Origin of the sequence: Lactococcus sp. SK2-659 (genome assembly GCF_020218185.2) — a bacterium.
GTDB classification, from domain to species: domain Bacteria; phylum Bacillota; class Bacilli; order Lactobacillales; family Streptococcaceae; genus Lactococcus; species Lactococcus lactis.
Genome location: NZ_JAIWQZ020000002.1, coordinates 170588 through 193081, shown reverse-complemented (window position 1 = coordinate 193081; position 22494 = coordinate 170588). Strand labels below are relative to the sequence as shown.

Annotated in this window: 25 protein-coding genes; 6 read left to right on the top strand and 19 right to left on the bottom strand. The window is 36.4% G+C overall.

Going from position 1 to position 22494, the window contains the following annotated elements; all coding sequences use genetic code 11:
• Nucleotides 1–31: 31 nt before the first annotated feature.
• The 5 genes from LDP15_RS08090 to dtd all read right to left on the bottom strand — a co-directional run bounded on the left by LDP15_RS08090 (nucleotide 32) and on the right by dtd (nucleotide 4439).
• The gene (locus tag LDP15_RS08090; protein ID WP_003132283.1) at nucleotides 32–673 is read right to left on the bottom strand and encodes a 1-acyl-sn-glycerol-3-phosphate acyltransferase; all 642 of its coding nucleotides are present in this window, start codon (nucleotides 671–673) and stop codon (nucleotides 32–34) included.
• 148 nt (nucleotides 674–821) lie between these two features.
• Nucleotides 822–2231: an APC family permease gene (locus LDP15_RS08085; protein ID WP_015425643.1), complete on the bottom strand. Its 1410-nt coding sequence runs from the start codon at nucleotides 2229–2231 to the stop codon at nucleotides 822–824.
• Between the two features lie 138 nt (nucleotides 2232–2369).
• Nucleotides 2370–2993: an HAD family phosphatase gene (locus tag LDP15_RS08080; protein WP_015425642.1), complete on the bottom strand. Its 624-nt coding sequence runs from the start codon at nucleotides 2991–2993 to the stop codon at nucleotides 2370–2372.
• Nucleotides 2994–2995: 2 nt separating this feature from the next.
• Nucleotides 2996–3991 carry a TMEM175 family protein gene (locus LDP15_RS08075; protein WP_015425641.1) on the bottom strand — a complete coding sequence of 332 codons (996 nt, stop codon included), beginning with the start codon at nucleotides 3989–3991 and terminating at the stop codon, nucleotides 2996–2998.
• Entirely contained in the window at nucleotides 3984–4439 is a 456-nt protein-coding gene (dtd, locus tag LDP15_RS08070) for a D-aminoacyl-tRNA deacylase (protein ID WP_042229980.1), read from the bottom strand. Before dtd ends, LDP15_RS08075 begins: the two co-directional genes overlap by 8 nt.
• A gap of 194 nt (nucleotides 4440–4633) precedes the next feature.
• Here dtd and LDP15_RS08065 point away from each other — a divergent pair, with 194 nt between their 5' ends.
• Complete coding sequence (locus LDP15_RS08065) at nucleotides 4634–5569, top strand: glycosyltransferase family 2 protein (RefSeq protein WP_015425640.1); 936 nt, start codon at nucleotides 4634–4636, stop codon at nucleotides 5567–5569.
• A gap of 14 nt (nucleotides 5570–5583) precedes the next feature.
• On the opposite strand, the gene LDP15_RS08060 is transcribed toward LDP15_RS08065, so the two are convergent.
• From LDP15_RS08060 to LDP15_RS08025, 8 genes are all read right to left on the bottom strand, one after another.
• Entirely contained in the window at nucleotides 5584–7806 is a 2223-nt protein-coding gene (locus LDP15_RS08060) for a bifunctional (p)ppGpp synthetase/guanosine-3',5'-bis(diphosphate) 3'-pyrophosphohydrolase (RefSeq protein ID WP_003132277.1), read from the bottom strand.
• 200 nt (nucleotides 7807–8006) lie between these two features.
• A complete protein-coding gene (locus tag LDP15_RS08055) occupies nucleotides 8007–8963 on the bottom strand; it encodes a polysaccharide deacetylase family protein (RefSeq protein ID WP_015425639.1) in 957 nt (318 codons plus the stop codon).
• Between the two features lie 28 nt (nucleotides 8964–8991).
• Nucleotides 8992–9744, bottom strand: a complete 753-nt coding sequence (locus tag LDP15_RS08050; RefSeq protein ID WP_042229978.1) for a 16S rRNA (uracil(1498)-N(3))-methyltransferase — start codon at nucleotides 9742–9744, stop codon at nucleotides 8992–8994.
• A gap of 99 nt (nucleotides 9745–9843) precedes the next feature.
• Nucleotides 9844–10797 carry a 50S ribosomal protein L11 methyltransferase gene (gene prmA, locus LDP15_RS08045; RefSeq protein WP_015425637.1) on the bottom strand — a complete coding sequence of 318 codons (954 nt, stop codon included), beginning with the start codon at nucleotides 10795–10797 and terminating at the stop codon, nucleotides 9844–9846.
• Nucleotides 10798–10814: 17 nt separating this feature from the next.
• Entirely contained in the window at nucleotides 10815–11303 is a 489-nt protein-coding gene (locus tag LDP15_RS08040; protein ID WP_225513354.1) for a YdeI/OmpD-associated family protein, read from the bottom strand.
• A 37-nt stretch (nucleotides 11304–11340) separates the two neighbouring features.
• Nucleotides 11341–11625 (bottom strand): hypothetical protein, encoded by a 285-nt coding sequence (locus LDP15_RS08035; protein WP_010905114.1) that lies wholly within the window; start codon nucleotides 11623–11625, stop codon nucleotides 11341–11343.
• A gap of 130 nt (nucleotides 11626–11755) precedes the next feature.
• Nucleotides 11756–13309, bottom strand: coding sequence for an ABC-F family ATP-binding cassette domain-containing protein (locus LDP15_RS08030; RefSeq protein ID WP_015425635.1), 1554 nt, complete (start codon nucleotides 13307–13309; stop codon nucleotides 11756–11758).
• Nucleotides 13310–13338: 29 nt separating this feature from the next.
• Nucleotides 13339–13806, bottom strand: a complete 468-nt coding sequence (locus LDP15_RS08025) for a DUF3013 family protein (RefSeq protein WP_015425634.1) — start codon at nucleotides 13804–13806, stop codon at nucleotides 13339–13341.
• A 151-nt stretch (nucleotides 13807–13957) separates the two neighbouring features.
• Here LDP15_RS08025 and LDP15_RS08020 point away from each other — a divergent pair, with 151 nt between their 5' ends.
• Genes LDP15_RS08020 through LDP15_RS08010 form a run of 3 tightly spaced genes read left to right on the top strand, consistent with a single transcriptional unit; the run spans nucleotide 13958 to nucleotide 16589 of the window.
• Nucleotides 13958–14446, top strand: coding sequence for a GNAT family N-acetyltransferase (locus tag LDP15_RS08020; RefSeq protein WP_015425633.1), 489 nt, complete (start codon nucleotides 13958–13960; stop codon nucleotides 14444–14446).
• Nucleotides 14447–14489: 43 nt separating this feature from the next.
• Nucleotides 14490–15749, top strand: a complete 1260-nt coding sequence (locus LDP15_RS08015; protein WP_225513353.1) for a replication-associated recombination protein A — start codon at nucleotides 14490–14492, stop codon at nucleotides 15747–15749.
• Nucleotides 15750–15803: 54 nt separating this feature from the next.
• Nucleotides 15804–16589 (top strand): ParB/RepB/Spo0J family partition protein, encoded by a 786-nt coding sequence (locus tag LDP15_RS08010; RefSeq protein ID WP_225513352.1) that lies wholly within the window; start codon nucleotides 15804–15806, stop codon nucleotides 16587–16589.
• A gap of 52 nt (nucleotides 16590–16641) precedes the next feature.
• Here the strand turns inward: LDP15_RS08010 and LDP15_RS08005 are convergent, their stop codons facing one another.
• Nucleotides 16642–18423, bottom strand: coding sequence for a heavy metal translocating P-type ATPase (locus tag LDP15_RS08005; protein WP_015425631.1), 1782 nt, complete (start codon nucleotides 18421–18423; stop codon nucleotides 16642–16644).
• 363 nt (nucleotides 18424–18786) lie between these two features.
• Here LDP15_RS08005 and rpmF point away from each other — a divergent pair, with 363 nt between their 5' ends.
• Nucleotides 18787–18960: a 50S ribosomal protein L32 gene (gene rpmF / locus LDP15_RS08000; protein ID WP_010905107.1), complete on the top strand. Its 174-nt coding sequence runs from the start codon at nucleotides 18787–18789 to the stop codon at nucleotides 18958–18960.
• A 29-nt stretch (nucleotides 18961–18989) separates the two neighbouring features.
• Entirely contained in the window at nucleotides 18990–19139 is a 150-nt protein-coding gene (gene rpmG, locus LDP15_RS07995) for a 50S ribosomal protein L33 (RefSeq protein ID WP_003132258.1), read from the top strand.
• Between the two features lie 79 nt (nucleotides 19140–19218).
• On the opposite strand, the gene LDP15_RS07990 is transcribed toward rpmG, so the two are convergent.
• The 5 genes from LDP15_RS07990 to LDP15_RS07970 form a co-directional block, all read right to left on the bottom strand.
• Nucleotides 19219–19809 carry a flavin reductase family protein gene (locus LDP15_RS07990; RefSeq protein ID WP_003132255.1) on the bottom strand — a complete coding sequence of 197 codons (591 nt, stop codon included), beginning with the start codon at nucleotides 19807–19809 and terminating at the stop codon, nucleotides 19219–19221.
• Between the two features lie 10 nt (nucleotides 19810–19819).
• Nucleotides 19820–20989 (bottom strand): ring-cleaving dioxygenase, encoded by a 1170-nt coding sequence (locus LDP15_RS07985; protein ID WP_015425630.1) that lies wholly within the window; start codon nucleotides 20987–20989, stop codon nucleotides 19820–19822.
• Between the two features lie 50 nt (nucleotides 20990–21039).
• Nucleotides 21040–21660: an alpha/beta hydrolase gene (locus tag LDP15_RS07980; RefSeq protein ID WP_012896940.1), complete on the bottom strand. Its 621-nt coding sequence runs from the start codon at nucleotides 21658–21660 to the stop codon at nucleotides 21040–21042.
• Nucleotides 21661–21690: 30 nt separating this feature from the next.
• Nucleotides 21691–21888 carry a DUF4649 domain-containing protein gene (locus tag LDP15_RS07975; RefSeq protein WP_012896939.1) on the bottom strand — a complete coding sequence of 66 codons (198 nt, stop codon included), beginning with the start codon at nucleotides 21886–21888 and terminating at the stop codon, nucleotides 21691–21693.
• Nucleotides 21889–22015: 127 nt separating this feature from the next.
• Nucleotides 22016–22483 (bottom strand): universal stress protein, encoded by a 468-nt coding sequence (locus LDP15_RS07970; RefSeq protein WP_010905090.1) that lies wholly within the window; start codon nucleotides 22481–22483, stop codon nucleotides 22016–22018.
• Nucleotides 22484–22494 lie beyond the last annotated feature (11 nt).

Here is a 22494-nt window from a genome sequence, read left to right as displayed (position 1 = left end):
AAACCTAGCAAATCAATTTGCTAGAGTTTTTTTATTTTGCTTCATAATGAAAATCTGGGTTCAATTCTTTATCAAGCTCTGCAAAAGCAACTTCCATTCGACGGTTAACTTCGGCAATGCCTGCTTCATCCATTTTTTTAATATCTGAAATATCAATTGGATGTCCAATATTTATTGAAACTTTTTGACGCTTGAAAACACCTTTCATCGTCAAAGGCCCTTGATAGACGGCAGGTACAATACGGACTTTTGCCATTTTAGCAATGACCGCAACGCCACCTTTCATCTCTGCACTATGACGACTTCCTGATGGAAACATAATCATTGATTTATCTGATTCTTTAAGCATTTTAACCGCATGTTTTAAAGGCTTAGTTCCTGGATTTTCGCGGTCAACTGGAAAGGCACCACACATTTTAATCCACCAACCCCCAAAACCTTTAAACAATTCTTTTTTCGCCATGAAAATAAATTGTTTAGGACGAGTTGCAAAAGCAAACCAAACTGGCTCCCAAGCCATTCGGTGAGGGGCGACTAATATATAATTTTCATCTTTAGGAATTCGGTCAACATTGTAGTATTTACTTTTTCCATTCAAAATCAAAAGTAAAAAAGCGACAAGATTGCGTAAAAAGACATAAAAGATTCGATGTTGTTTTTCATATTCTTTCATTTTTGGGTAATTTACTCCTCATATCATAGTTGCTGATAACTTCCCTATTTTAACTTATTTTAGTAATTTTAGCAATTTTTGTCCGCTCCAAAATGATGACAAAAAATTGGTTCCAAAAGATTTTGAAACCATTTTTTATAATATCTTTTTATTTTTCTTCTGATTTTCTGCTTCGACGATTTCCATAAGCAAAATAAATCAAAATTCCAATAAGGAACCAAATTCCTGAATAAAGTTTTGCTTGCACATCCAATCCCCAAAATACAAATAATGAACCAATAAAACCAAGAGCTGGTAAAACTGGATAGAAAGGCATTTTGTAAGTTGCTTCTGGCAAATCTTTTCCTTGACGACGACGAAGTGAATAGATTCCAAGTGTAACAAACATGAAAGCAATCAAAGTTCCTGCTGAAATAAGTTGAGCAAGGAAAGCAAAGGGGAAGAATGCCCCGATGACAATAGCAACAACGGCTAAGGTCCACACACCATTTGCTGGAAGATTTCGAGCATTCATTTTACCCAAACCTTTAGGTAAAAGTCCATCGCGTCCAAAAGCATAAAGCAAACGTGAACCTGCAAGAACCATTCCCAAAAGGGCGATAAACATTCCGGCAAGTGCAATAGCTGTTACAACTTCTGATAAAACAGAATAACCTGATTGTTGAAGAGCCCAACCAACTGGCGCTGCATTTCCTGCATAGGCTGAGTAAGGATGCATCCCTACAAGTACCAAGGTTACTGCTGCAAATAGAACAACAGCAATCAGAAGCGACCCAATAATTCCACGTGGCATTGTTTTTTGGGGGTTTTTAGCTTCCGCTGAATTGGCTGCAATTGAATCAAAACCGATATAGGCCAAGAAAATCATTGACACCCCAGACCAGATTCCCGAGAAGCCACCAAAACCTGTTTTGGGATTGTGTGGTGGAATAAATGGATGGTAATTTGCTGGCTTAATGACCGTAATCCCAACGATAATGAAAGCAATAACAGCTGCTACTTTAAGCACAACAAGAATTTGACTGATTCGTCCAGCATCAGATGCCCCACGAAAGACAATAATTGCCGAGAGTAAAATGACTAAAAGTGAAATAATATCGACAACTCCACCGTCTGTACCAAATGGATTGGCCAATATTTTTGGTAGATGGAAACCGAGTGGCGCTAGCAATTGTTGCAGATTTGCTGAGAAGCCTGAACCAACAAAGGCAACGGCAATAAAATATTCCGCAAGCAAAGCCCAACCAGCAATCCAACCAAAACCTTCGCCAAATAAGACTGAAATCCAAGAATAGGCCGAACCCGCAAATGGCATCACTGTTGACATTTCAGCATAAGCCAAGGCAACAAAACCAGCGACCAATGCAGCAAGCAGGTAAGAAAAGACAACACCTGGGCCTGCAAATTGAGCAGCGACCTGACCTGGTAAAGTAAAAATAGAAGTCGAAATAATTGTTCCAACACCTAGTGCAAGAAAATCACGTGTGGTTAACACCTGATTATAGTGTTTATCTGCATCTCGATAAAGCTCAAAATCAGCTTTTCTCATAAATCCCATAATAAATCCTCATTTTTCTGAATTTGTAACTAAATAATTTCAATAAACTGTATTTTACCGAATTGTCTGACAATTGTCAAGAACTAACTTTATGCAGTATAAAAATATTTTTTCCAAAAAAAATTACTGACAGACTTGTCAGTAAATTATTTCTTGGAAATTGAGTTCTGTCAGTACTTTTGGTGCCTTTAGATGATACGTTTTCAAACCTGCTGCTTGCGCCCCCAAGATATTATCCGCATTGTCATCAACAAATAAAGTTTCATCAGCCTTTAAATTTGACTGACGAAGAACCTCTTGAAAACTTTCAACTGTTGGCTTTCTTAAATGCAAGTCATGTGAATAATAAGTTTTTCTAAAATAAGTTGATAGAGGCTGACCCATTTCTTCAATACAACGTTGCTCAAAACACTTAGCGTGAATAGCATTCGTATTTGAAAAAAGATAGAGTGAAAAATCTGCTGACAGCTCTGTCAGTAAATCCATTCGTTCTTTTTGGAAATCTTTTAGAATTAAATTCCAATTTTCTTCAATTACCTCATCTGTCAGTTGGCTATTTGTTGCTTCTCTAAACTTGTCATAAAAAATTTCGGGAGAAATAAGGCCTAATTCTAATTCCTCAAAAAAATCGACTTGCTTTTGCGGATTAAAATAAGCAGAAAAATCTTTTATTCCTAAGTTCTCAAAGGAGTTGACCATTCGTTCAAAACCTAAGTCTAAAATTACACCACCTAAATCAAAAATAATATTTTTTACAGTCATTATTAACCTTCTTTCAAATAAGGAACACCGATAGAACGTGTAGCAGCATAAACTTCTTCCTCCTGATTGCGGTCATTAACCATGCGGAACAAAAAGTTAAAAATAGGAACAATAACAAAGAGCCAATGTCCATAAAATGGAAAAATAATGGCAATAATCATGATGACAACATTCATTAGAATAGTTGAAAATAGCCTGATTAACCAAACACGACGCCAGAATTTAAATGATTTAGGCATTTTATGAAAATGATCTTTAGTAATTGAATAACTTAAAAGCTCCTGCTGAAGTAAAATCACAATCAAAACCAGACCAAAATTCAGGGCACTAAATGATGTTGGAGCAACCATAATCCATTTGGTCAACAGCGGAATTAGTGAAAGTAAACCAATAAAGATAAAATCTTGAACAATGATTTTTTCCGTAATTTCCTCTGTCAGAGCAAAAATCTTGTGACGATTGAACCAAAAATTAGCTGTAACAACAAAACTAACTAAGAAGATTCCAACTGAACTGATGAACTCCCAATAACCTTGATTACCAGAAGGGACAGGAATTTCAAGGAGCATAATTGTAATGATAACCGCAATAATTCCGTCAGCAAATGCTTCAATGTGATGACGGAGCTTTTGTTTTCTAAGCTTTTCATCTTCTAAAGCATGATGAGTCATTGATTCTTGCAATTCTTCACTCGTCATCTTGGCATATTGTGGATGCGTATTGAGAAACTCTTCTTTAAGTTCTTCACGCGCTTGAATCATCTCCGGATTGCTTTGCATTTCCTCAATTTTTCGTTTCTGACGTTCAGTCAGGTTTTGACTTTGTTGTTTTCTTGCCTGTTCCTTTAAATAATCTTCATCAAGGGATTGAATAATATTATTTTGCCAGATTTCACCAATTTGGTCAGGCTTTTCTGAGGCCTGATAAGTTTTTATTTTACTGACAGAGCGAACAGAAACCCGCTTTTTTACGCTACTTTTTTGCAGTCTTTTAGGCATTTTTTCTAGCTTCTTTCGTATCTAAAATAATAGTGACAGGACCATCATTTATCAATTCAACTTGCATATCTGCCCCAAAAACTCCTGCTTTAACCGGCACAATCTGAGCTAAGCTATCATTAAATTTTTCATACATTGCTTTTGCAAAATCAGGTTTACCTGCTGCAGAAAAGCTCGGACGATTCCCTTTTTTAGTCTCCGCATACAAAGTAAACTGAGAAATTGATAAAATCTCTCCTTGAATATCTTGAACGGAGAGATTCATTTTATCAGCTTCATCTGAAAAAATTCGCATTTGCGCGATTTTACGTACTGCATAATCCAAATCAAAATTACTGTCAGCATCTTCAACCCCAACCAACAATAAAAAGCCTTGCTTAATTTTTTCCTTAATGACTCCATCAATACTGACAGAAGCTGACTTTACACGTTGAATTACTATTTTCATAATCTTTATATTTCACTCCTATGATAATCTCTTTACTGACAGTATAGCACAAAAAGTCCAATTTTAATCAGCTCTCTTGGGCATTTCTTCATTTTAATAACATCAAAAGGAAGCTTGACATCACAGGACTCTTTAGCTATTATCATAAATAGGTACTAAGATAAGATAAAATAAAAAAACAATAAAGGAAAAAAATGGAAGAATTAGCGATTGTTGTCCCCGTTTATAACGAAGAAGAAACGATTGAGCTCTTTATTAAAGAGGTAAATGACAAAACAGAAAAACTTGAGCTAAAAAAGGTTTTTTACTTTGTAAACGACGGTTCTAGTGACCACACGCTTCCTCTTATAAAAAAATTAGCGAGTCAAGTTGACAATATTAACTACATTAGTTTCTCAAGAAATTTTGGTAAAGAAGCAGCTTTACTTGCTGGCTTAGAAGCTACTACAGAGCCACTTGTTACAGTAATGGATGTTGATTTACAAGATCCACCTGAACTAATTGTTTCTATGTATCAGAAACTTCAAGAAGGCTATGATAGTGTTGGTGCTCGCAGAATTTCACGTTCTGGTGAATCTCCACTGATTTCATTTTTCTCTCGACTTTTTTATAAGATTATTAATAAAGTATCGACTACACCTATTGTAGACGGAGCCAGAGATTTTCGGCTTATGACTCGTCAAGTTGTGGATAGTATTTTGACACTCAGAGAAAATAATCGTTTTTCAAAAGGACTTTTTTCTTGGGTAGGTTATGATGTAACTTATTTAGAATACGAAAATCATGAACGAAGTGCTGGTCAAACTTCTTGGTCTTTTAGTCAACTTCTCCGTTATTCTATTGATGGGATTATAAATTTTTCGGAAATGCCGCTCAATATTGCGACATTTGTTGGTTTTTTTAGTTTTTTAGCCTCACTTTTACTCAGTATTTTTTATCTTCTTAAAACACTGATTTTTGGTGACCCTGTTCAAGGTTTTCCAACTTTGATTGTTTTGATTTTACTTTTAGGTGGCTTACAACTTCTCTCTCTTGGAATTATTGGTAAATATATCGCTAAAATATTCCTGGAAACAAAAAAACGTCCCAATTATATTATTAAAGAAAGTAATTTAAAAGAGCTTGACTAAGTCAAGCTCTTTTTTTAAGCATTTGTCCGTTTTACAGAATAAACATCTGGGGTCATTTTGATTTTATCAACAATCAAAGTCAAATCTGATAGATTTTTAATGCCTAAAGCGATGTGAATATTCGCCATTTTTTTATCTTTAGTGGGTTGAGCATTAATTGAAATCAAATTTTTAGTAGAATTTGATAAAACTTGCATCACATCGTTGAGTAATCCAGGACGATTAAAGCCATAGACATCAATATTAGCGACATATTCTTTCACTAAGTTTTCTGAATCATCCCATTCAACTTCAACAAGTCTTTGTTCAAAGTCTTCCATACTTCGCACATTTTGACAATCAGCTCTATGAACTGAAACACCACGCCCTTTTGTAATATACCCCACAATTGGGTCCCCTGGAACAGGATTACAACATTTGGCGATACGAACTAGTAGGCTATCAATCCCTGAAACACTGACTCCACCATCGTGACGAATCTTCATGATGTTTTTACTTGATTCGCGTTTAACTTCACCCTTCATCAGCTCTTCAGCTTCGGCTTTTTGTTTGGCTCTCTCAACTTCACGACGTTCATTTTCAGTTAAACGATTGGCAATTGTTGTTGCTGAAAGCTCACCAAATCCAATCGCCGCATACAAAGCTTCCGCATTACGGTAGCTAATCTTATTGAAGACTTCATCTAGATGTTTCTTATCTAAATACTGATTTGGTACAAATCCACCTTCTTCCAAAGCTTCTTGTAACATTTCACGGCCTTTATTGACCGACAATTCTTTATCTTGGTTCTTAAAGAATTGTTTGATTTTGTTTCTAGCTTTATTAGTTTTAACTAGATTAATCCAGTCACGGCTTGGTCCAAAAGAGCTTGAGCTGGTAATAATTTCAACCCGATCACCTGTTTTTAGTTGAACAGATAATGGTTTCATTCGTCCATTTACTTTCGCTCCAGTCGCATGGTCACCAACTTTTGTATGGATAGCATAAGCAAAGTCAATAGGACCTGAACCTCTTGGTAATTCTTGGACTTCACCATTTGGAGTGAAGACATAAATCTTATCTGATAAAATATCTTCTTGAACGGCTTTGACAAAATCTTCTGCTGAATCACCAGCTTCTTCACGCAATTCCACAAGTTCATGGATCCAATTCAAGGTTTCAGAAATTTCATGAACATCAACTTTTGCTTTAATTCCTTGTTTGTAAGCCCAGTGAGCGGCAACCCCAAACTCAGCGATTTGGTGCATTTCTCGTGTTCTAATTTGGAATTCCATTGGCCCTTTGGGACCATAAACGGTTGTATGGACAGATTGATAACCATTGGCTTTTGGATTGGCAATATAGTCTTTAAAACGACCTGGCATTGGTTTCCAAAGGTCATGAATATAACCTAAAGTTGTGTAAACGTCACTTGTTGTTTCTGTGATACAACGAATGGCAATCAGGTCATAAATCTCATCAAAACGTTTCTTCTTATCGTGCATTTTACGATAAATAGAATAAATATGTTTTGGACGACCATAAATTTCTGCGTCAACTCCAGCTTTTTCGACTCGTTCTTGTAATTTACCAATTACTTCAGCAACAAGCGCTTCACGAGCTGTTCTTTTTTCATTCATGAGACCACGAATGCGATAAAATTCTGCTTCTTCAAGATAACGGAATGATAAATCTTCTAATTCCCATTTGATACTGGCAATCCCCAAGCGATGAGCAAGAGGGGCATAAATTTCCATGGTTTCACGTGAAATCCTCTTTTGTTTATCTGGTCTGAGATGTTTAAGCGTGCGCATATTGTGCAAACGGTCAGCCAATTTGACCAAAATAACACGAATGTCTTTGGACATAGCCATAAGCATCTTACGGTGGTTTTCAGCCAATTGTTCTTCGTGTGACTTATACTCAACTTTACCTAACTTAGTAACTCCATCAACAATTTCAGCAATTTCGTCGCCAAATAATTCTTGCAAATCACCTTGGGTAAAATTGGTATCTTCAACAACATCATGCAAAAAACCACAGGAAACGGTAACGGCATCCAGTTTTAATTTGGCTAAAATTCCTGCAACTTGGGTAGGGTGGACAAAGTAAGCTTCTCCTGATGCACGATATTGGTCTGCATGGGCAAGCGAAGCACAAGCAAGTGCTTTTTCTACGAGTAAAAGGTCTGTTTCATTCATGTAGTCAGAACAGATATTGACAACTTCTGCTCCGGTTAAGTCTGGTTCTTTAGGCATAACTTTAGATACTAGACCATTTTAAAGTTGACTCTAAAATGGTGACCAGTTTTCCTCCTTATTTAGATTAATATATCATCTCATCAAATTTTGTAAGTTAAGGTTTATTTCACTTAATTTAATCTATTCTATCACATTTGTAGGTTAAGCAAAAGGATGACTATTGCAAAACTAAAGATAAAACTCCGATTATTCGGAGTTTATTTATTTTTTTCATTATAATCGGTTGAGGGTTGAATCATTTGTAGCATTTGCTCAGTAGTGGTAGAACTCATCATTCTAAAGCGTGGTAGTGTTAATAGACCATCACTTTCTTTGGCTGCTATTGCGACAGCACCATTACGGCCTGGGTCAAGCAAACCAAACTTATAACCTAACTCGTTAGCTAAATTCAAGGTATTCTGGTTATAACCCCCTGCTGGATAACAGATGATATCTGTTTTTTGCTCGAGGTTTTTATCTAAATCTGCTTTTGATTGTTCAAGTTCTGTTCGTTGAGCTTCCAAAGTGAGCTTTCCTAAATCAGGATGGCTGACCGTATGACTGCCAAAATCAACAAGTCCACTTGCTTTCATTTCCTTGATTTGTTCCCAGGTCAAAATTCCGCCTTGGCCTTTATTCACATAACCTGTGATAATAAAATTCGTGGCGTGCATATTATATTTTTTCAATAAAGGAAAAATTTCAGTGTACATTGTGACTGAACCATCATCAAAAGTAAGCCAAACCATTTTATCACTTGGTTTTTCTTTGGTCGTTAGAATTTTTTCGGCATCTGAGCCACTAACCGTTGTGTAGCCTTTTTCTTTCAGCGCTTTTAATTCATTTTCAAAGGTTACAATATTGATGTTATTACTATCTTGTGGGAGCTGATCAGCCCTTGAGGTGACATAATGAAACATCAAAATGGGCAGTTGATTTTCATTTGTTCCAGCCAGCCATTTTGTTTCTTTTGGTTGAGAAGCACTAGATGAGGCAGTGCTTTTAGCTTTTTCTTGACTTGAAGTTTGACTGCTTTTTGGGCTTGTATTTGTTTTAGGACTTAACAAATGAACCCCAGCAAAAGCAATTGCAATTATTCCAATTAAAAGAACGAAAACTGTGAGGACCGAAGCCCAGCGAATTCGTTTTTTGTTACGTTGTGCACGTTTTTTCATAATCGATTTCCTAAAAATTTTTCTTTATTTATAATAATTCAAAATAAGCTGAAATACTTGAGAGGGCATATAACGGAGCCGTTTCTGCTCTTAAAATTCGCGGCCCTAAGCCAATCATTTTTGCACCTAAATCAGTAAATTTTGTGATTTCGTCCGGACTAATTCCGCCTTCTGGTCCAAAAATGATAAGCACTTTTTGGTTGAGCGACATTTCTGTCAGTGCTTGTTTGAACATTGTTTTCTCACCCATTTTTGCTGACTCTTCATAAGCGATAAGAACTTGGTCAAAATCAGAAAATTTATCAAGTAAATCAGTAAATTGCTCAAAAAGTTGAAGTTCTGGAATCATTTGTCTGCGTGATTGTTCGGCTGCTCCTAGAGCAACTTTTTCCAATTTTTCTTGTTTTTTTGTCAGTTTTTTCTTGTCCCATTTACTGACAGAAGCTTTAAAAGGTGCTGACCAAATGGCTGTAGCTCCTAATTCTGTTGATTTTTCAACAATAAAATCTAGCTTATCCCCTTTAGGAAATCCTACAGCTACTGTAATTTGAACAGGCAATTCTGAGGACTCTGTCAGTAATTTTATCAGCTTCACTGATTGGTCACTTGGCGAAACGACTTCTGACAGCCCAATGTCACCATCAGTAAAAACAAGACGGATTTGGTCACCACTTTTAGCCCGCATCACAGTGAAAATATGATGAGCTGCTGCTTGATTTTCAATGGTAAATTCTTCGCCCAGTTCTGGTAATTTTTTAAATACAAAATATTGGTTGGCCATATTTTTTCCAATCATTTCTTAGAATAAAGTTTTGAATCTAATCTTTTCTTTATTATGCTTCTCCATTGACTGAAAGATAAACGACTTTATTTAAGCCTTTTATCCACCAATGACGCCTTCACGATTTTCTGTTTTCTTGAAAATCAGGCAGTTCCATTCGCCTTGAATCATTCGTGTTTCAAGGAAAAATCCAGCTTTTTCTGCTGATGCAATGACCATATCCGCTTTGTCAGCAATAATTCCTGACATAATGAGATAGCCTTCTTCTTTGACCAAGCGGAATGCGTCTTCTGTCATTAAAACAAGGATATCAGCTAAAATATTTGCCACAATGACATCCGCTTTTTTGTCAATTCCTTCAAGCAGATTGTTTGCTGAAACATGAATTTTTTCATGACCAGGATTGAGTTCAATATTTTCTAAAGCCACGCGCACAGCCACTTCATCAATATCATAAGCAAATATTTCTGCTGCGCCAAGATATGAAGCTGCAACTGACAGCACACCCGAACCTGTTCCAACGTCAAGTAACGTTTCTCCACCACGAAGAACTTGTTCTAAGGCATAAAGTGACATTTTGGTCGTTGGATGTGTTCCAGTCCCAAAAGCCATACCAGGGTCAAGTCGAATCAATTTTTCAGAGCCTGTCGCCACGTAATCCTCTGTCCAACTCGGCACAATGGTTAAATCATGCGTAATTCGTGCTGGTTCAAAATACTTTTTCCAAGCTTCTGCCCAATTTGTTTCTGACAGGTTATTCGTTGTTACTGACAGACCTGTCAGTGAAAAATAATCACTCAAATTTGCGATTTTATGTTCAATTTCGGCTTTGAGTTCCACAATTGGCATATTTTCTGGATAATAAGCAGTAATTTCAACAAAATCAGATTGTTCAATTTCAGGAAGAACTTCGCCAAATTGGTCTTCGTGATTAAGATAATCAGCACTGTCATTAATTTCAACGCCGGCTGAACCCGCCTCTATCAGCAAAGCTGAAATGGCCTCTTCGGCTTCCCGACTGATTTTTATTGTGATTGAATTCCAATTATTCATTTATTTCATCTTTCTTTCTATGGTTTATCTCGGCCTACAAAAGAGTTCTTTCCCAGTAAGAAACCAATCGCTCGTCTAACATTTCGCTCAATAGCTTCTTCTGTTTTCAACCTTGCAATATAACGATTAATTTCAACTTGTTTAGAGGGAATTAATTGGTCAAATACTTTTTTTGCTTCCGGATTTTTGGCTAATGCTTCACTTAAAACTTGTGGTTGTTTGACAATTCGTGGCTCTGAATCATAGGAAATTGTAAAATCAAAGATTTCCCCGATTCTTTTAGGCGAATTTTTCAGCATCGTCGTATTGACATATAAGCGCCAATCCCCTTTGAAAAACATTAGATTTTGCTGATAAGTTTTTTCATTAATCTGACCACAAATAGGAATGGGCGATTTTTCTCGTCCTGAATCCTGAAATATTTCCTGCAAAATATCTGGCGGTACAGCCACAAAGGGATTGATATCGATAATTTCCAGTTCAGCTTGAAAACTATAACTTTTCATAGTGCCCTTAAAGTCCTCTTTTCTGTCAGTAAAAAATTTACTTTTCAAGTTTTTTTAGTTCTCTTTGCATTCGCGAAACAAATTTTTTTGCTGACTTAAAATCTTCATCATCAACATATTCAACAGCATCTTCAAGCAAATCAATCCAACTCAATATCTCTGAGTTAAAATTGTTCACATCGTACTTTTTAAATTCTGTCAGTAAAATTTTAAGCGTCTTTACTAACTGTAAGCTCCGATAACGCCGCTCTGAGCGGCGTTTTGCCAAAGTTCGTGCATAATCTTGTTCGGGATTTTCCCAAGGATGAAGTTTCTGAGTCATTTTTCTCCTAATACTGTTTAATTTTTCATGCAAACCATTTCTTGTGTTTGTGCAAGCTAGTATAACTGCAGTTCAACTACCAATTTTTAAGAAAAATTAGAGATGAACTAGCATAAGAATTAATCAGTAATTACAAAATACGAGTTGTCCATTCTTCACAGTTAATGACATCAGAAACTAGACCTTCATAAAATTCTGGTTCATGTGAAACCATTAAAACAGTTCCCGGATATTCAATCAATGCACGTTTGAGCTCTTCTTTAGCGTCCACGTCCAAATGATTGGTTGGTTCATCCAAGATGAGAATGTTAGATTCGGTATTCATTAATTTAGCAAAACGTAATTTTGCTTGTTCTCCACCTGAAAGAACATAAACACGTGATTCAATTTGTTTGGCCGTCAAGCCCACTCGAGCAAGTGCCCCGCGGAGTTCTGCTTGATTCCAACTTGGATACTCATCCCATAAATCATCAAGTACCGTTTTTTGCGAAGGATTTTTGATTTCTTGCTCATAGTAAGCAATATCTTGGAAATTTCCTTTTTCAACTTCCCCATCAAGACTCGGAATCAAGCCCATTAAACTCTTGAGCAAAGTCGATTTCCCAATCCCGTTGGAACCAATAAAGGCAATTTTTTGTCCAGATTCTACTTTTAAATTAATTTCTGACGACAAAGGTTCATTGTAACCAATGACTAAATCTTTCGCCTCAAAAACGAGACGACTTGGTTTTCTACTAAATTTAAAATCAAAATGAGGTTTTGGCTTTTCAGAAATAGTCTCAACAATTTCCATTTTCGCCAATTTTTTCTCACGCGCTTTTGCTTGACCAGATGTTGCCACATTCGCTTTTTTACGGGCAATGAAATCTTTAAGTTTAGCTTGCTCAGCGACCTGCGCATTATGCAAAGATTCAAGCTGTGCCTTTTTCTCTTCAAAGACACGTTCAAATTCCGCATACCCCATTGAATAGCGGGTAATCCCTAGACCATGCACATGATAAATGATATTGACCACTTCATCCATAAATGGCACATCATGCGAAATCAAAATAAAGGCATTTTCATAGTTTTTAAGGTAATTTTTCAACCATAAAATATGTTCTTCATCCAAATAGTTTGTTGGTTCATCCAAAAGCAAGATATCTGGTTTTTCAAGCAAAAGTTTACCAAGTAAAATTTTTGTTCTTTGCCCTCCAGAAAGCTCGGCCACATCTTTATCCAAAAGAGGAGTTAAACCAAGGCCTCGTGCTGTTTCTTCAACTTTGGCATCAATGAGATAAAAGTCACTATTATCCAATTCTTCTTGAAGTTCTCCTACATTCTCAAGCGCAGCATTCATCTCATCTTCTGACATTTCTGCCATTTTCATGTAAGTATCATTGATTTTCGCTTCTATATCAAAAAGATATTGAAAAGCCTCAGCCAATGCTTCACGTGTCGTTTTACCTTTTCCAAGCACAGCGTGTTGATCCATATAGCCAACCCGGTGTTTTTTCGACCAGATTACTTTTCCCTCATCAGGAACCAGAGTTCCTGTGATAATATTCATGAAAGTTGATTTACCCTCACCATTTGCCCCAACAAAGCCGATGTGCTCGCCTTTTAGCAAACGGAAACTTACATCTTCAAAAATTGCGCGGTCACCAAAACCGTGGGATAGATTTTTTACATTTAAAATACTCATTTTTTATTTCTTAAATCTTTCTAAATTTCTTAATATCTTGGATACTTATAAAATTCTGTTTCAGATAAATCAGCAATGCCATTTTCAAAAGCTTCTTTATCCCAATTGACTGAAAATTCTTCGGCAGCTTCATCAGCTAGAAAGTCCATTAAATCATCCAAGCCTTGATCGGCACTTTCTTGTAAAAATTGAGCAAAATAAGCCAAAAATTCACGAGACAAGCCTTTTTCACCATAAGGAATTGTTGCCAAATAATCATTTTCATCAAAACGTGATTTAGCTGGATTATAAAATAAAACTGCATCCTCATAGACGATATTTTCTGCTGATTCTACTCCTTCTGCATCAGTCAAAAGCGCTCCAGAACTATTTTCTGCCTCTAGTAAAAAGCTGACTTCTACCGCAAAATTACGCTTATCCCAATTCATTTCAAAATCATAAGTAAATCCTTTTTCTAAAACTTCTTCCAAAACATCTAAAAATCCAAATTTAGCCATTGTTCACACCCTCTTTATATTATGTTAAAATAATTATAACAAAAATTTGCTCTAGAAAAGTCGCAAGACTTAATAAATCAGTTCATTTAATAGCTTTTTTACGTTTATAATGTGTAAATAGATATTTTTTTAGAATTTGGAGAAAGATTTAATGGAAATTAGAAAAATAGAACCACGTGACTTTGTCAAAGTTGCTCAATTGGAAAATGAAAACTGGACCCTAGCTTCAACTCCACATGTCATGGATTCCTCAGCAGAAAAAATTATCGGTAAACTTATGACTGGAACCACTTATTTTCTGGCAGTAGAAAATGATGAAATTCTTGGAATACTTGATTATGGCCCCCGCCACAAATCTGAATTTGGAAGACATACTGTCACCTTTGGCATTATGACAGCACAAGAGGCCAGAGGTAAGGGCGTGGCTACTACACTAATAAACTTCTTTATTGATTTTGCAAAAAAAGAAGGATTCAAAAAAATTACAATTCAAGTGATGGGTTCAAATCCAGCAGCCTTGAAACTTTATAATAAATTAGGCTTTGTTGAAGAAGGACGTTTGAAAAAAGAATTTTTCATTGATGGTGAATATATTGATGATTGCATTCTCGCCTTCTATCTAGACAAAAGCCTTATGTAAACCAGATTTACATTTGTTGTAAACCTATGGATTGGAGAAGAATATGGCACAAAATCTTGCAAGACGAATGAGACCACGAAATATTGATGAAATTGTTGGACAAAAACATTTAGTTGGTAAAGGAAAAATTATTCGCCGAATGGTCGAAACTCAACTTCTTTCAAGTATGATTCTCTACGGACCTCCTGGCATTGGTAAAACTTCAATTGCTTCAGCAATTGCTGGAACAATGAATGTCGCATTTCGGACATTTAATGCAACGACAGACACTAAAAAAAGACTTCAAGAAATTGCCTCAGAAGCCGAATTTTCTGGTCAGCTTGTTTTATTACTTGATGAAATTCATCGCCTAGACAAACCTAAACAAGATTTTCTTTTACCACTTTTAGAAAACGGACAAATTATTTTAATTGGAGCAACAACCGAAAACCCTTATTTTTCAGTTGTTCCAGCGATTCGTTCTCGCGTACAGATTTTTGAATTAAAACCTTTAGAACCAGAAGGTTTAGAATTTGCTGTAAACCTAAGTTTACAAGATAAAGAACGTGGATTTGATTTTGATGTGACCATTGACGATGATGCACTTTACTTTTTAATTCATTCGACTAATGGGGATTTACGTTCTACTTTTAATGCCTTAGAATTAGCAGTTCTTTCCTCAGAAGAACATCATGTCACTTTAGATGATATGGAAAATTCTTTACAAAGAAAAGCTGCAACTTTTGATAAAGATGGCGATGCTCATTATGACTTGCTTTCTGCTTTACAAAAGTCAATTCGTGGTTCTGATGTCAATGCAAGTTTACACTATGCGGCTCGTTTAATTGAGGGCGGAGATTTGCAGAGTCTAGCCCGGCGCTTAACCGTTATGGCTTATGAAGATATTGGTTTAGCAAATCCTGATGCCGCACTTCATACGGTTTCAGCATTATCAGCAGCCGAAAAACTCGGTTTTCCTGAGGCACGGATTCCCCTTGCCAATATCATTATTGACTTGGCTTTATCCCCTAAATCAAATGCGGCTTATTTAGCGATGGATGAAGCCATTGCTGATTTAGGAAAATATGGAAATCTTGCTGTACCACCACACTTACAGGATGGCCATTACGCTGGGGCAAAGGATTTAGGAAGGTCTGTAGAATACCAATATGCTCATAATTTTCCTAATCACTGGGTAAACCAACAGTACTTACCTGATAAAATTAAAAATGCTGATTATTTCCGTCCTGATGATATGGGAAGATATGAAAAAGCACTCCACAGTCGTAAAGAATGGATTGATGAACAAAAAAAGAGGAGCTGACAAATCTGTCAGTAAATAGAGCACAATAAAATTTACTGACAGAAAGTGAAAAATATGGTAGAACAAATCACTCAACTTAAGTTGTCAACAATTGTAAAAAACCCTTACCAGCCTCGTCTTGTTTTTGATGAGGATAAATTAAAAGAATTGGCTAATTCTATCCAAGAAAATGGCGTTTTACAACCCATAATCGTTCGTAAATCAAAACTTGCTGGCTATGAGCTTTTAGCAGGTGAACGTCGGTTTCAAGCTTCAAAATTAGCTGGTTTAGAAACTATACCAGCAATTATTAGAAGCTATTCTGATGAAGAAATGATGACTCTCTCAATTTTAGAAAATTTGCAGAGAGAAAATCTCAATCCACTAGAAGAGTCCAAAAGCTTGGCACAACTGGCTGACAAATTGGGAATGACCCACGATCAAATCGCTAAGGCCCTTGGAAAATCAAGGTCTTATGTCTCTAATCTTATTCGTTTACTTGGTTTGCCTGACACAATTTTGAAGCATGTTGAAAATCGAGAGATTTCACCTGCTCACGCTAGAACACTTTTAGCTGAAAAAAATCCTAAAAAGCAATTAGAGCTCGTTGATAAAATAATTAAAGAGCAGCTCAATGTCAGAGCACTTGAAGCTATTATTTATGGTGAAGAAAAATTTACTGACAAATCTGTCAGTAAATTAAATATCAATCTTTTTACTGACGAAACTGAAAAAGAACTGATGAAAAAATTGGGAAATAGGGTTAAGATTCAAGCAAATAAAAAATATCAAGGGAATTTATCCATTCACTTTGATAATCTTGATGAACTAGAACATCTAATAAAATTACTAAAAAAATAAAAAAAATTTACTGACAGAGGACTTTTAAGCATTCCGTCAGTAAATTTTTTCTTTATCCTCTTAAAGCTCGAAGCGCATAGAGAATTGAAACAACATCAATGATCTCTTGGAACAAAGCTCCAATCACAGCTGGAATCACTCCCAGAGCTGCAATAAACATCAAAATAATACAAATGATAATCCCAATCATGACCGCTTGTTTAGCAATTTTTAACGTATCACGACTGATTTCAATAGATGTCGTCACTTTCCTAAGGTCATTTTGCAATAGAACAATGTCAGCCGCTTCACTTGCAACTGTACCTGAGCCCACACCAATCGAAATTCCAACATCTGCTGTGGCTAGAGCTGGAGCATCATTAACTCCATCTCCAATCATAATTACTGGTCTATTCGTCGCATTTTTAATAAATTTTAATTTTTCATCTGGCATCAAACCTGCATAAACATTGTCAATTCCAACAGTGCTCGCAATTTTATCAGCAACAAGTTGATTGTCACCCGTCAACATTGTAATCTTTTCAAGACCAATTTTTCTCATCTGAGCAATTGTTTCTTTAGCTTCTGGTCTTAAAGTATCAGAGAATGTGACCGCCCCAACATATTTACCTGCTTTACTCACATAAAATGCTGTTTCATAGTTGAGATTATCAGGTGCAAAAGCAAAAGAACTTCGCCCAATTTTAATTTCTTGACCTTCGATTTCTCCAATCACACCAAGTCCAGCAACCTCAGTTAAAGAGGTCAATTTTAATGGTTGAACCTTTTTATTTTCAGCATATTCAACAACAGCTTTTGCCAAAATATGACCACTTGATTTTTCAACCGTGTAAACCAACTGTAAAAGTTCTACTTCATCTACCGTTTCTATTGGTTTTAGACTGTCAACCTTAATTGTCCCCTCAGTAATTGTACCTGTCTTATCTAAAAATATTTCCCGAGCTTTTGCTAATTTTTCGATGACTGTTCCATTTTTGATTAAAGCTCCATTTTGACTAGAGCGACTCATTCCCGAAACAAACGCGATAGGGGCTGCCAAAATCAATGGACAAGGGCTGGCAACCACTAGGACTTCCGCAATTCGTACTGGGTCACCAGAAATAAAGTAAGCAACTGCTGCAATAAGATAGGCAATAATTGTAAAAGGAACAGCATAACGATCAGCCAGACGTACAAATTGAGCTGGAGTTTTCTCCGTTTCTTTAACCAGTTCTACAATCTTTTGAAACTGTGATTCTGCCGCTATCACCGTAGTTTCAATCTGGATACTAGAATTCCCATTGATAGCTCCCGAAAGAACAGGATCACCTTTTACTAATTCATTCGGCTTGGTTTCACCCGTCAATGACGCTGTATCAAGTACCACTGCCTCAGAAATAAGTTTCCCGTCAATTGGAATAATTTCCATCGGTCTAATCAATAAATGACTCCCGACTTCCACATGGTCTATCGGTAAATCGACCACCTTATCTCCTTTTTGCACATGAGCAATATCAGGCGACTTATCTAATAAAGCAGCTAAAGCTCGGTGAGCTCTACCATTTGCATAGTCTTCTAAACTCTCACCTCCAACAAGCATGAGAATAATAATCAAAGAGGCCCAATATTCACCCACTAGTAAAGTAGCAATAATGGCCGTGATGGCCAATAAGTCAACACCATAAGAGCCCGACCGTAAAGTTTTAATCATTTCAATCAGCATTGAGAAAGCCAAGACTCCCCCAGCAATTGTAACAATCAAGCGTGCTAAAAAAGGCTGATTAAAGCCAAAGTAAGCAATCAATGCCACGCCTGCAATGACAAAAACAAGAATCAGTTTTTTCCAGTTCTTCATTCATTTCTCCTTAAAAATTTAATTGTCCTAGAACATTGCCCTGCTTTGTGAGGAGTTTTTACGACCTGATTGTCTTCTCCTTACGCCGCTTTGATTCTTTCGAAGCTGAGCTTAAATTTTTAAGTTATCCGTTAAGTTACTTCTATTTTATCAAATTTGCGCTAAAGGCCCTATCGTTTTAGTTGTCAAAGATATTTGTCAGTACTTTTGCCTACTCAAATTTTACTGACAGAAAGGTTTGCAAAAATTTGTCAAGTAATTTTACTTTACAAAACTTGCATTTCTGAAAATTTATGCTATACTAATAAAGTACGTTTTTGCACTCTGCAAGAACGAGATAAAATTCTACGGAGGAAAAAAACAATGGCAGTACCTGCACGTCACACTTCATCAGCAAAGAAAAACCGTCGTCGTACACATTACAAATTGACAGCTCCAACTGTTACTTTTGACGAAACTACTGGTGACTACCGTCACTCACATCGCGTTTCACTTAAAGGCTACTACAAAGGCCGCAAAGTTCGCGACACTAAATAATTCGACAAAAGTTATAGAAAGGGACTATCATGCGCGTAAATATTACACTTGAACACAAAGAATCTGGTGAACGTCTGTACCTTACTCAAAAGAACAAACGCAACACTCCAGACAAATTGGAACTTAAAAAATACTCTAAAAAATTGCGTAAACACGTAATCTTTAAAGAAGTTAAATAATAAAAATGACCTTCGGGTTATTTTTTTATTTTTAAAGCAAACAAAAACTTACTGACCAATCATCAGTAAGTTTTTTTATTTATCTAGGTCGTAAAAGGCTGAATCGATTTCCTAAGGTACTGTAATCATCACCCGCTAAACGCCCAACTGGTTTGAGTTTATTTAGATTGACATGAAAGTTTTCCTCATCCAATAGTTCCTCTGCAAAAGAGAAATTGACAACTTCAAGAAGAACTAAATGCCCACTCTCTCCTAAAGGTAAATGATGATACAATTTAGTTTCTAAACGAACATTTGACTCCTTTAAACTTGGAACCTGAACTTTCTGAGAAGGGACAAGTTCAAGTGAAAATTCTTCCGCTTCACTAATATGCTCCGCTAATGGTGCTGCCGTTTGATTCATTAGCTCCACATTATCCTCATTCACAAGGTGAACCACTGCTTCTTTCGTCGTCAATAAATTATTCAAACTATCTTTATTTCCCGTAAACGAAATGGATAAAAGTGGTGGATTTGACGAAGCAACATTGAAAAAACTAAAGGGTGCCACATTAACTAGACCTTCGAGATTTTGACTGGTCACCCAAGCAATTGGGCGTGGAACAATACTGCCTGACAGAAGTTTATAGACTGTTTTTTCGTCGAGCTCATTTGCTTGATATGATTTCATCAGTTCTCCTTTATTGCACTGTTTCAGCCGGAGTTCCAGCTTTGTGTTCCAATACTTTTTCAACAGTCCATAGTTCATCTTTTGTGCGGTCACGATGAGCATCTGAAGTGTCCAATGGACGTAAACTTGCGGCTGTTCTCGCTTTAGTAGCTTCATCTCCTGGGAATAAATGAGGAGGCAAGCTCAAAGATAAACCTGATTCTTCCTTAGTTTGGTCAATCCAGAAACCAGAAGTAATTAAAGCTTCTTCATAAGAATCAACAGCTCCTAGACCTGATTTTGCCATGTCCAATGCCCCAATCCCTGGTGTGTAAGTCGCAATTTCAAAGAGAACTCCTGGCGCTACTCTGACATATTCACTTGAGAAGTAGAAACGGTCAACCAAACCAGAATGTGGCAAACGGAAAGCCTTAATGCGTTCAATCCAATAGTTTAAAGTTTCAGGATTTGCTGTTCCCAGAGCTAAATGATGAATCGTACCATAACCTTGATAAGCGTAAGCTTCTTTTTCACCAGCTTCTTGAAGAATTAAAGCTGCTCCATTTCCACCATTCGCCACTTCAAAAAGATGTAAATCAGCTTCTTGCCCAGCGTAACGGAAGCCAAAAACTGTTTCCAAAATGGTCCGAAGATTTTCAGCATTTTCAACTTTTACAAAAACAGGGCCAAGTCCAGTAATTCCATGTTCTTGCGGAACATTAGAAAGTTGCCAAGAACGTCCTTTTGAATCATCCCCACTATTATTTTGGTCAGAAATCAATTGATACAATTGACCATCAAAGTCTTCAAACTCTAAGGTTTTTTGACCAAATTTACTAGAAATTTCGCCATGTTTAACATGGGCATTGTCAAAACGACGAGTCCAATAATCTAAGGACGCATCTGTCGGTACACGAAATGAAGCACGTTCAATATTATTAACTCCATGATTTCCTTTAGGAATATCTTTGAAATCAAAGAAAGTCATATCAGCTCCATGCCCATCTTCTTCTGTGAAAAAGAGGTGATAAGTTTCATAGTCATCTTGATTGACTGTTAATTTTGCTAAACGCAGACCCAAGATATTTGTGAAAAAATCATAGATTTTTTGAGCACTTGAGGTGATTGCTGTTACGTGGTGAACACCACCAAGAGTAAGATTTTCAGGTATTTTTGTTTCAATTTTTGTTAATTCAGCCATTTGTTTTCTCCTATTTAGTTACTTTGCACTGAAATTTTTTCAATACAAAATTATTTTGTTTCTGTAAGCCATTTTTTAGCGGCTAAAACTTCCTCTTGCGTCAATTGATGACCAAGTGAACTTTCATATATTTCAAGCTGACAGCCTGAATCTTCCAAATCACCTTTTAAATCACCAAAGTTTTTCTGAGGAACAATCATATCATTTGGCGCATAGCTTAGAAAGACATGCTTATCATCAAGTTGAACGGTCTGTTCAAAGTCTTCCAATTGCATCCCATGAAAGGCAATAATTTTATCAAAATTTATTTTTCCTCTAAGAAACATATTCAAAGCTACATTTGCACCATTTGAATAACCGATAGCTATCATTTTATGGACGTCAAGGTCATGTTTTTCAGCCAACAAACTGACCTCATCCGTCAACCAGTCTGTTTCTTCATCTAAAGATTCAAGATCAAAATTTTCTTTAGTAAAACCACCTAAGCCTCGGAGTTTAAAATAACGATTGACTCCTTGCTCATTAATACGTCCACGAATTGACAAAATAGGATGTGAAGGGGCAATCATTTCAGCAATTTCTACTAATTGATGCTCATCTCCACCCGTGCTATGTAATAACAAAAGAGGTGCCAAATCTTTACGACCTGCCTTAAAAACATAATCTGTCATCTTTCCTCCTCCATTCACTATTTCAGATTCTTATTTACTAAGTTTGAAATACAAATCAGCAACATTTCCACTAAATTCTTCAACTTGTCCAGAAATTACAACTTCAAGAACTTTCGCTGAATCATCAATTGCCGGAATTTCACGATTTTGTAGTGTTACGAATTCATCTACACTAGCAAATTCTTTAGTCATTGTACGTCCATCAAGGGTTTTAAAAGTAACTTTCATTGTTCAATCCAACTTTCTCATTTCTATGTTTACAATTGTAAACGAAAAGAATTTCATTGTCAAGGAATTTATTTTTAAAATACAAAAAAATCGGCAAATGCTTGCCGATTCTTGAAATCTATCTAATTTATTTGATGATTGTTACACTACAAGGTGCATGTTTAACCACGTAAACTGCTGTAGAGCCAAGCAACATTCGGTCAAGAGCGCCTTTTCCTGAAGAGCCCATCACAATCATATCAATTTCATGTTCTTTAGCGAAATCGACAATTTCATTTTTGGCCGAACCGTCAACTCGAATTTCTTCAAATTTCACTTCATTATTGATAATTGCTAAAGCTTTGTCTAAAACTTCTTTAGCTTCATTATCTGCACTTTCTTCAAGTACGGGAACTGCTGGAACTACTGGAATAGCTGGTGCAGGAACCACAGGAACTGGGTTACCAGCTGCATAAATACTGTTTTTATCCGTCGCATGTAAAACGAATAATTGTGAGTTGTCTCTTTTAGCAAGGACAATAGCTTCTTTTAACGCTTCTTCTGCCTGCTCAGATCCATCAATTGCGACTAGGATTTTTTTATAATTTTTACTCATTGTAACCGTCC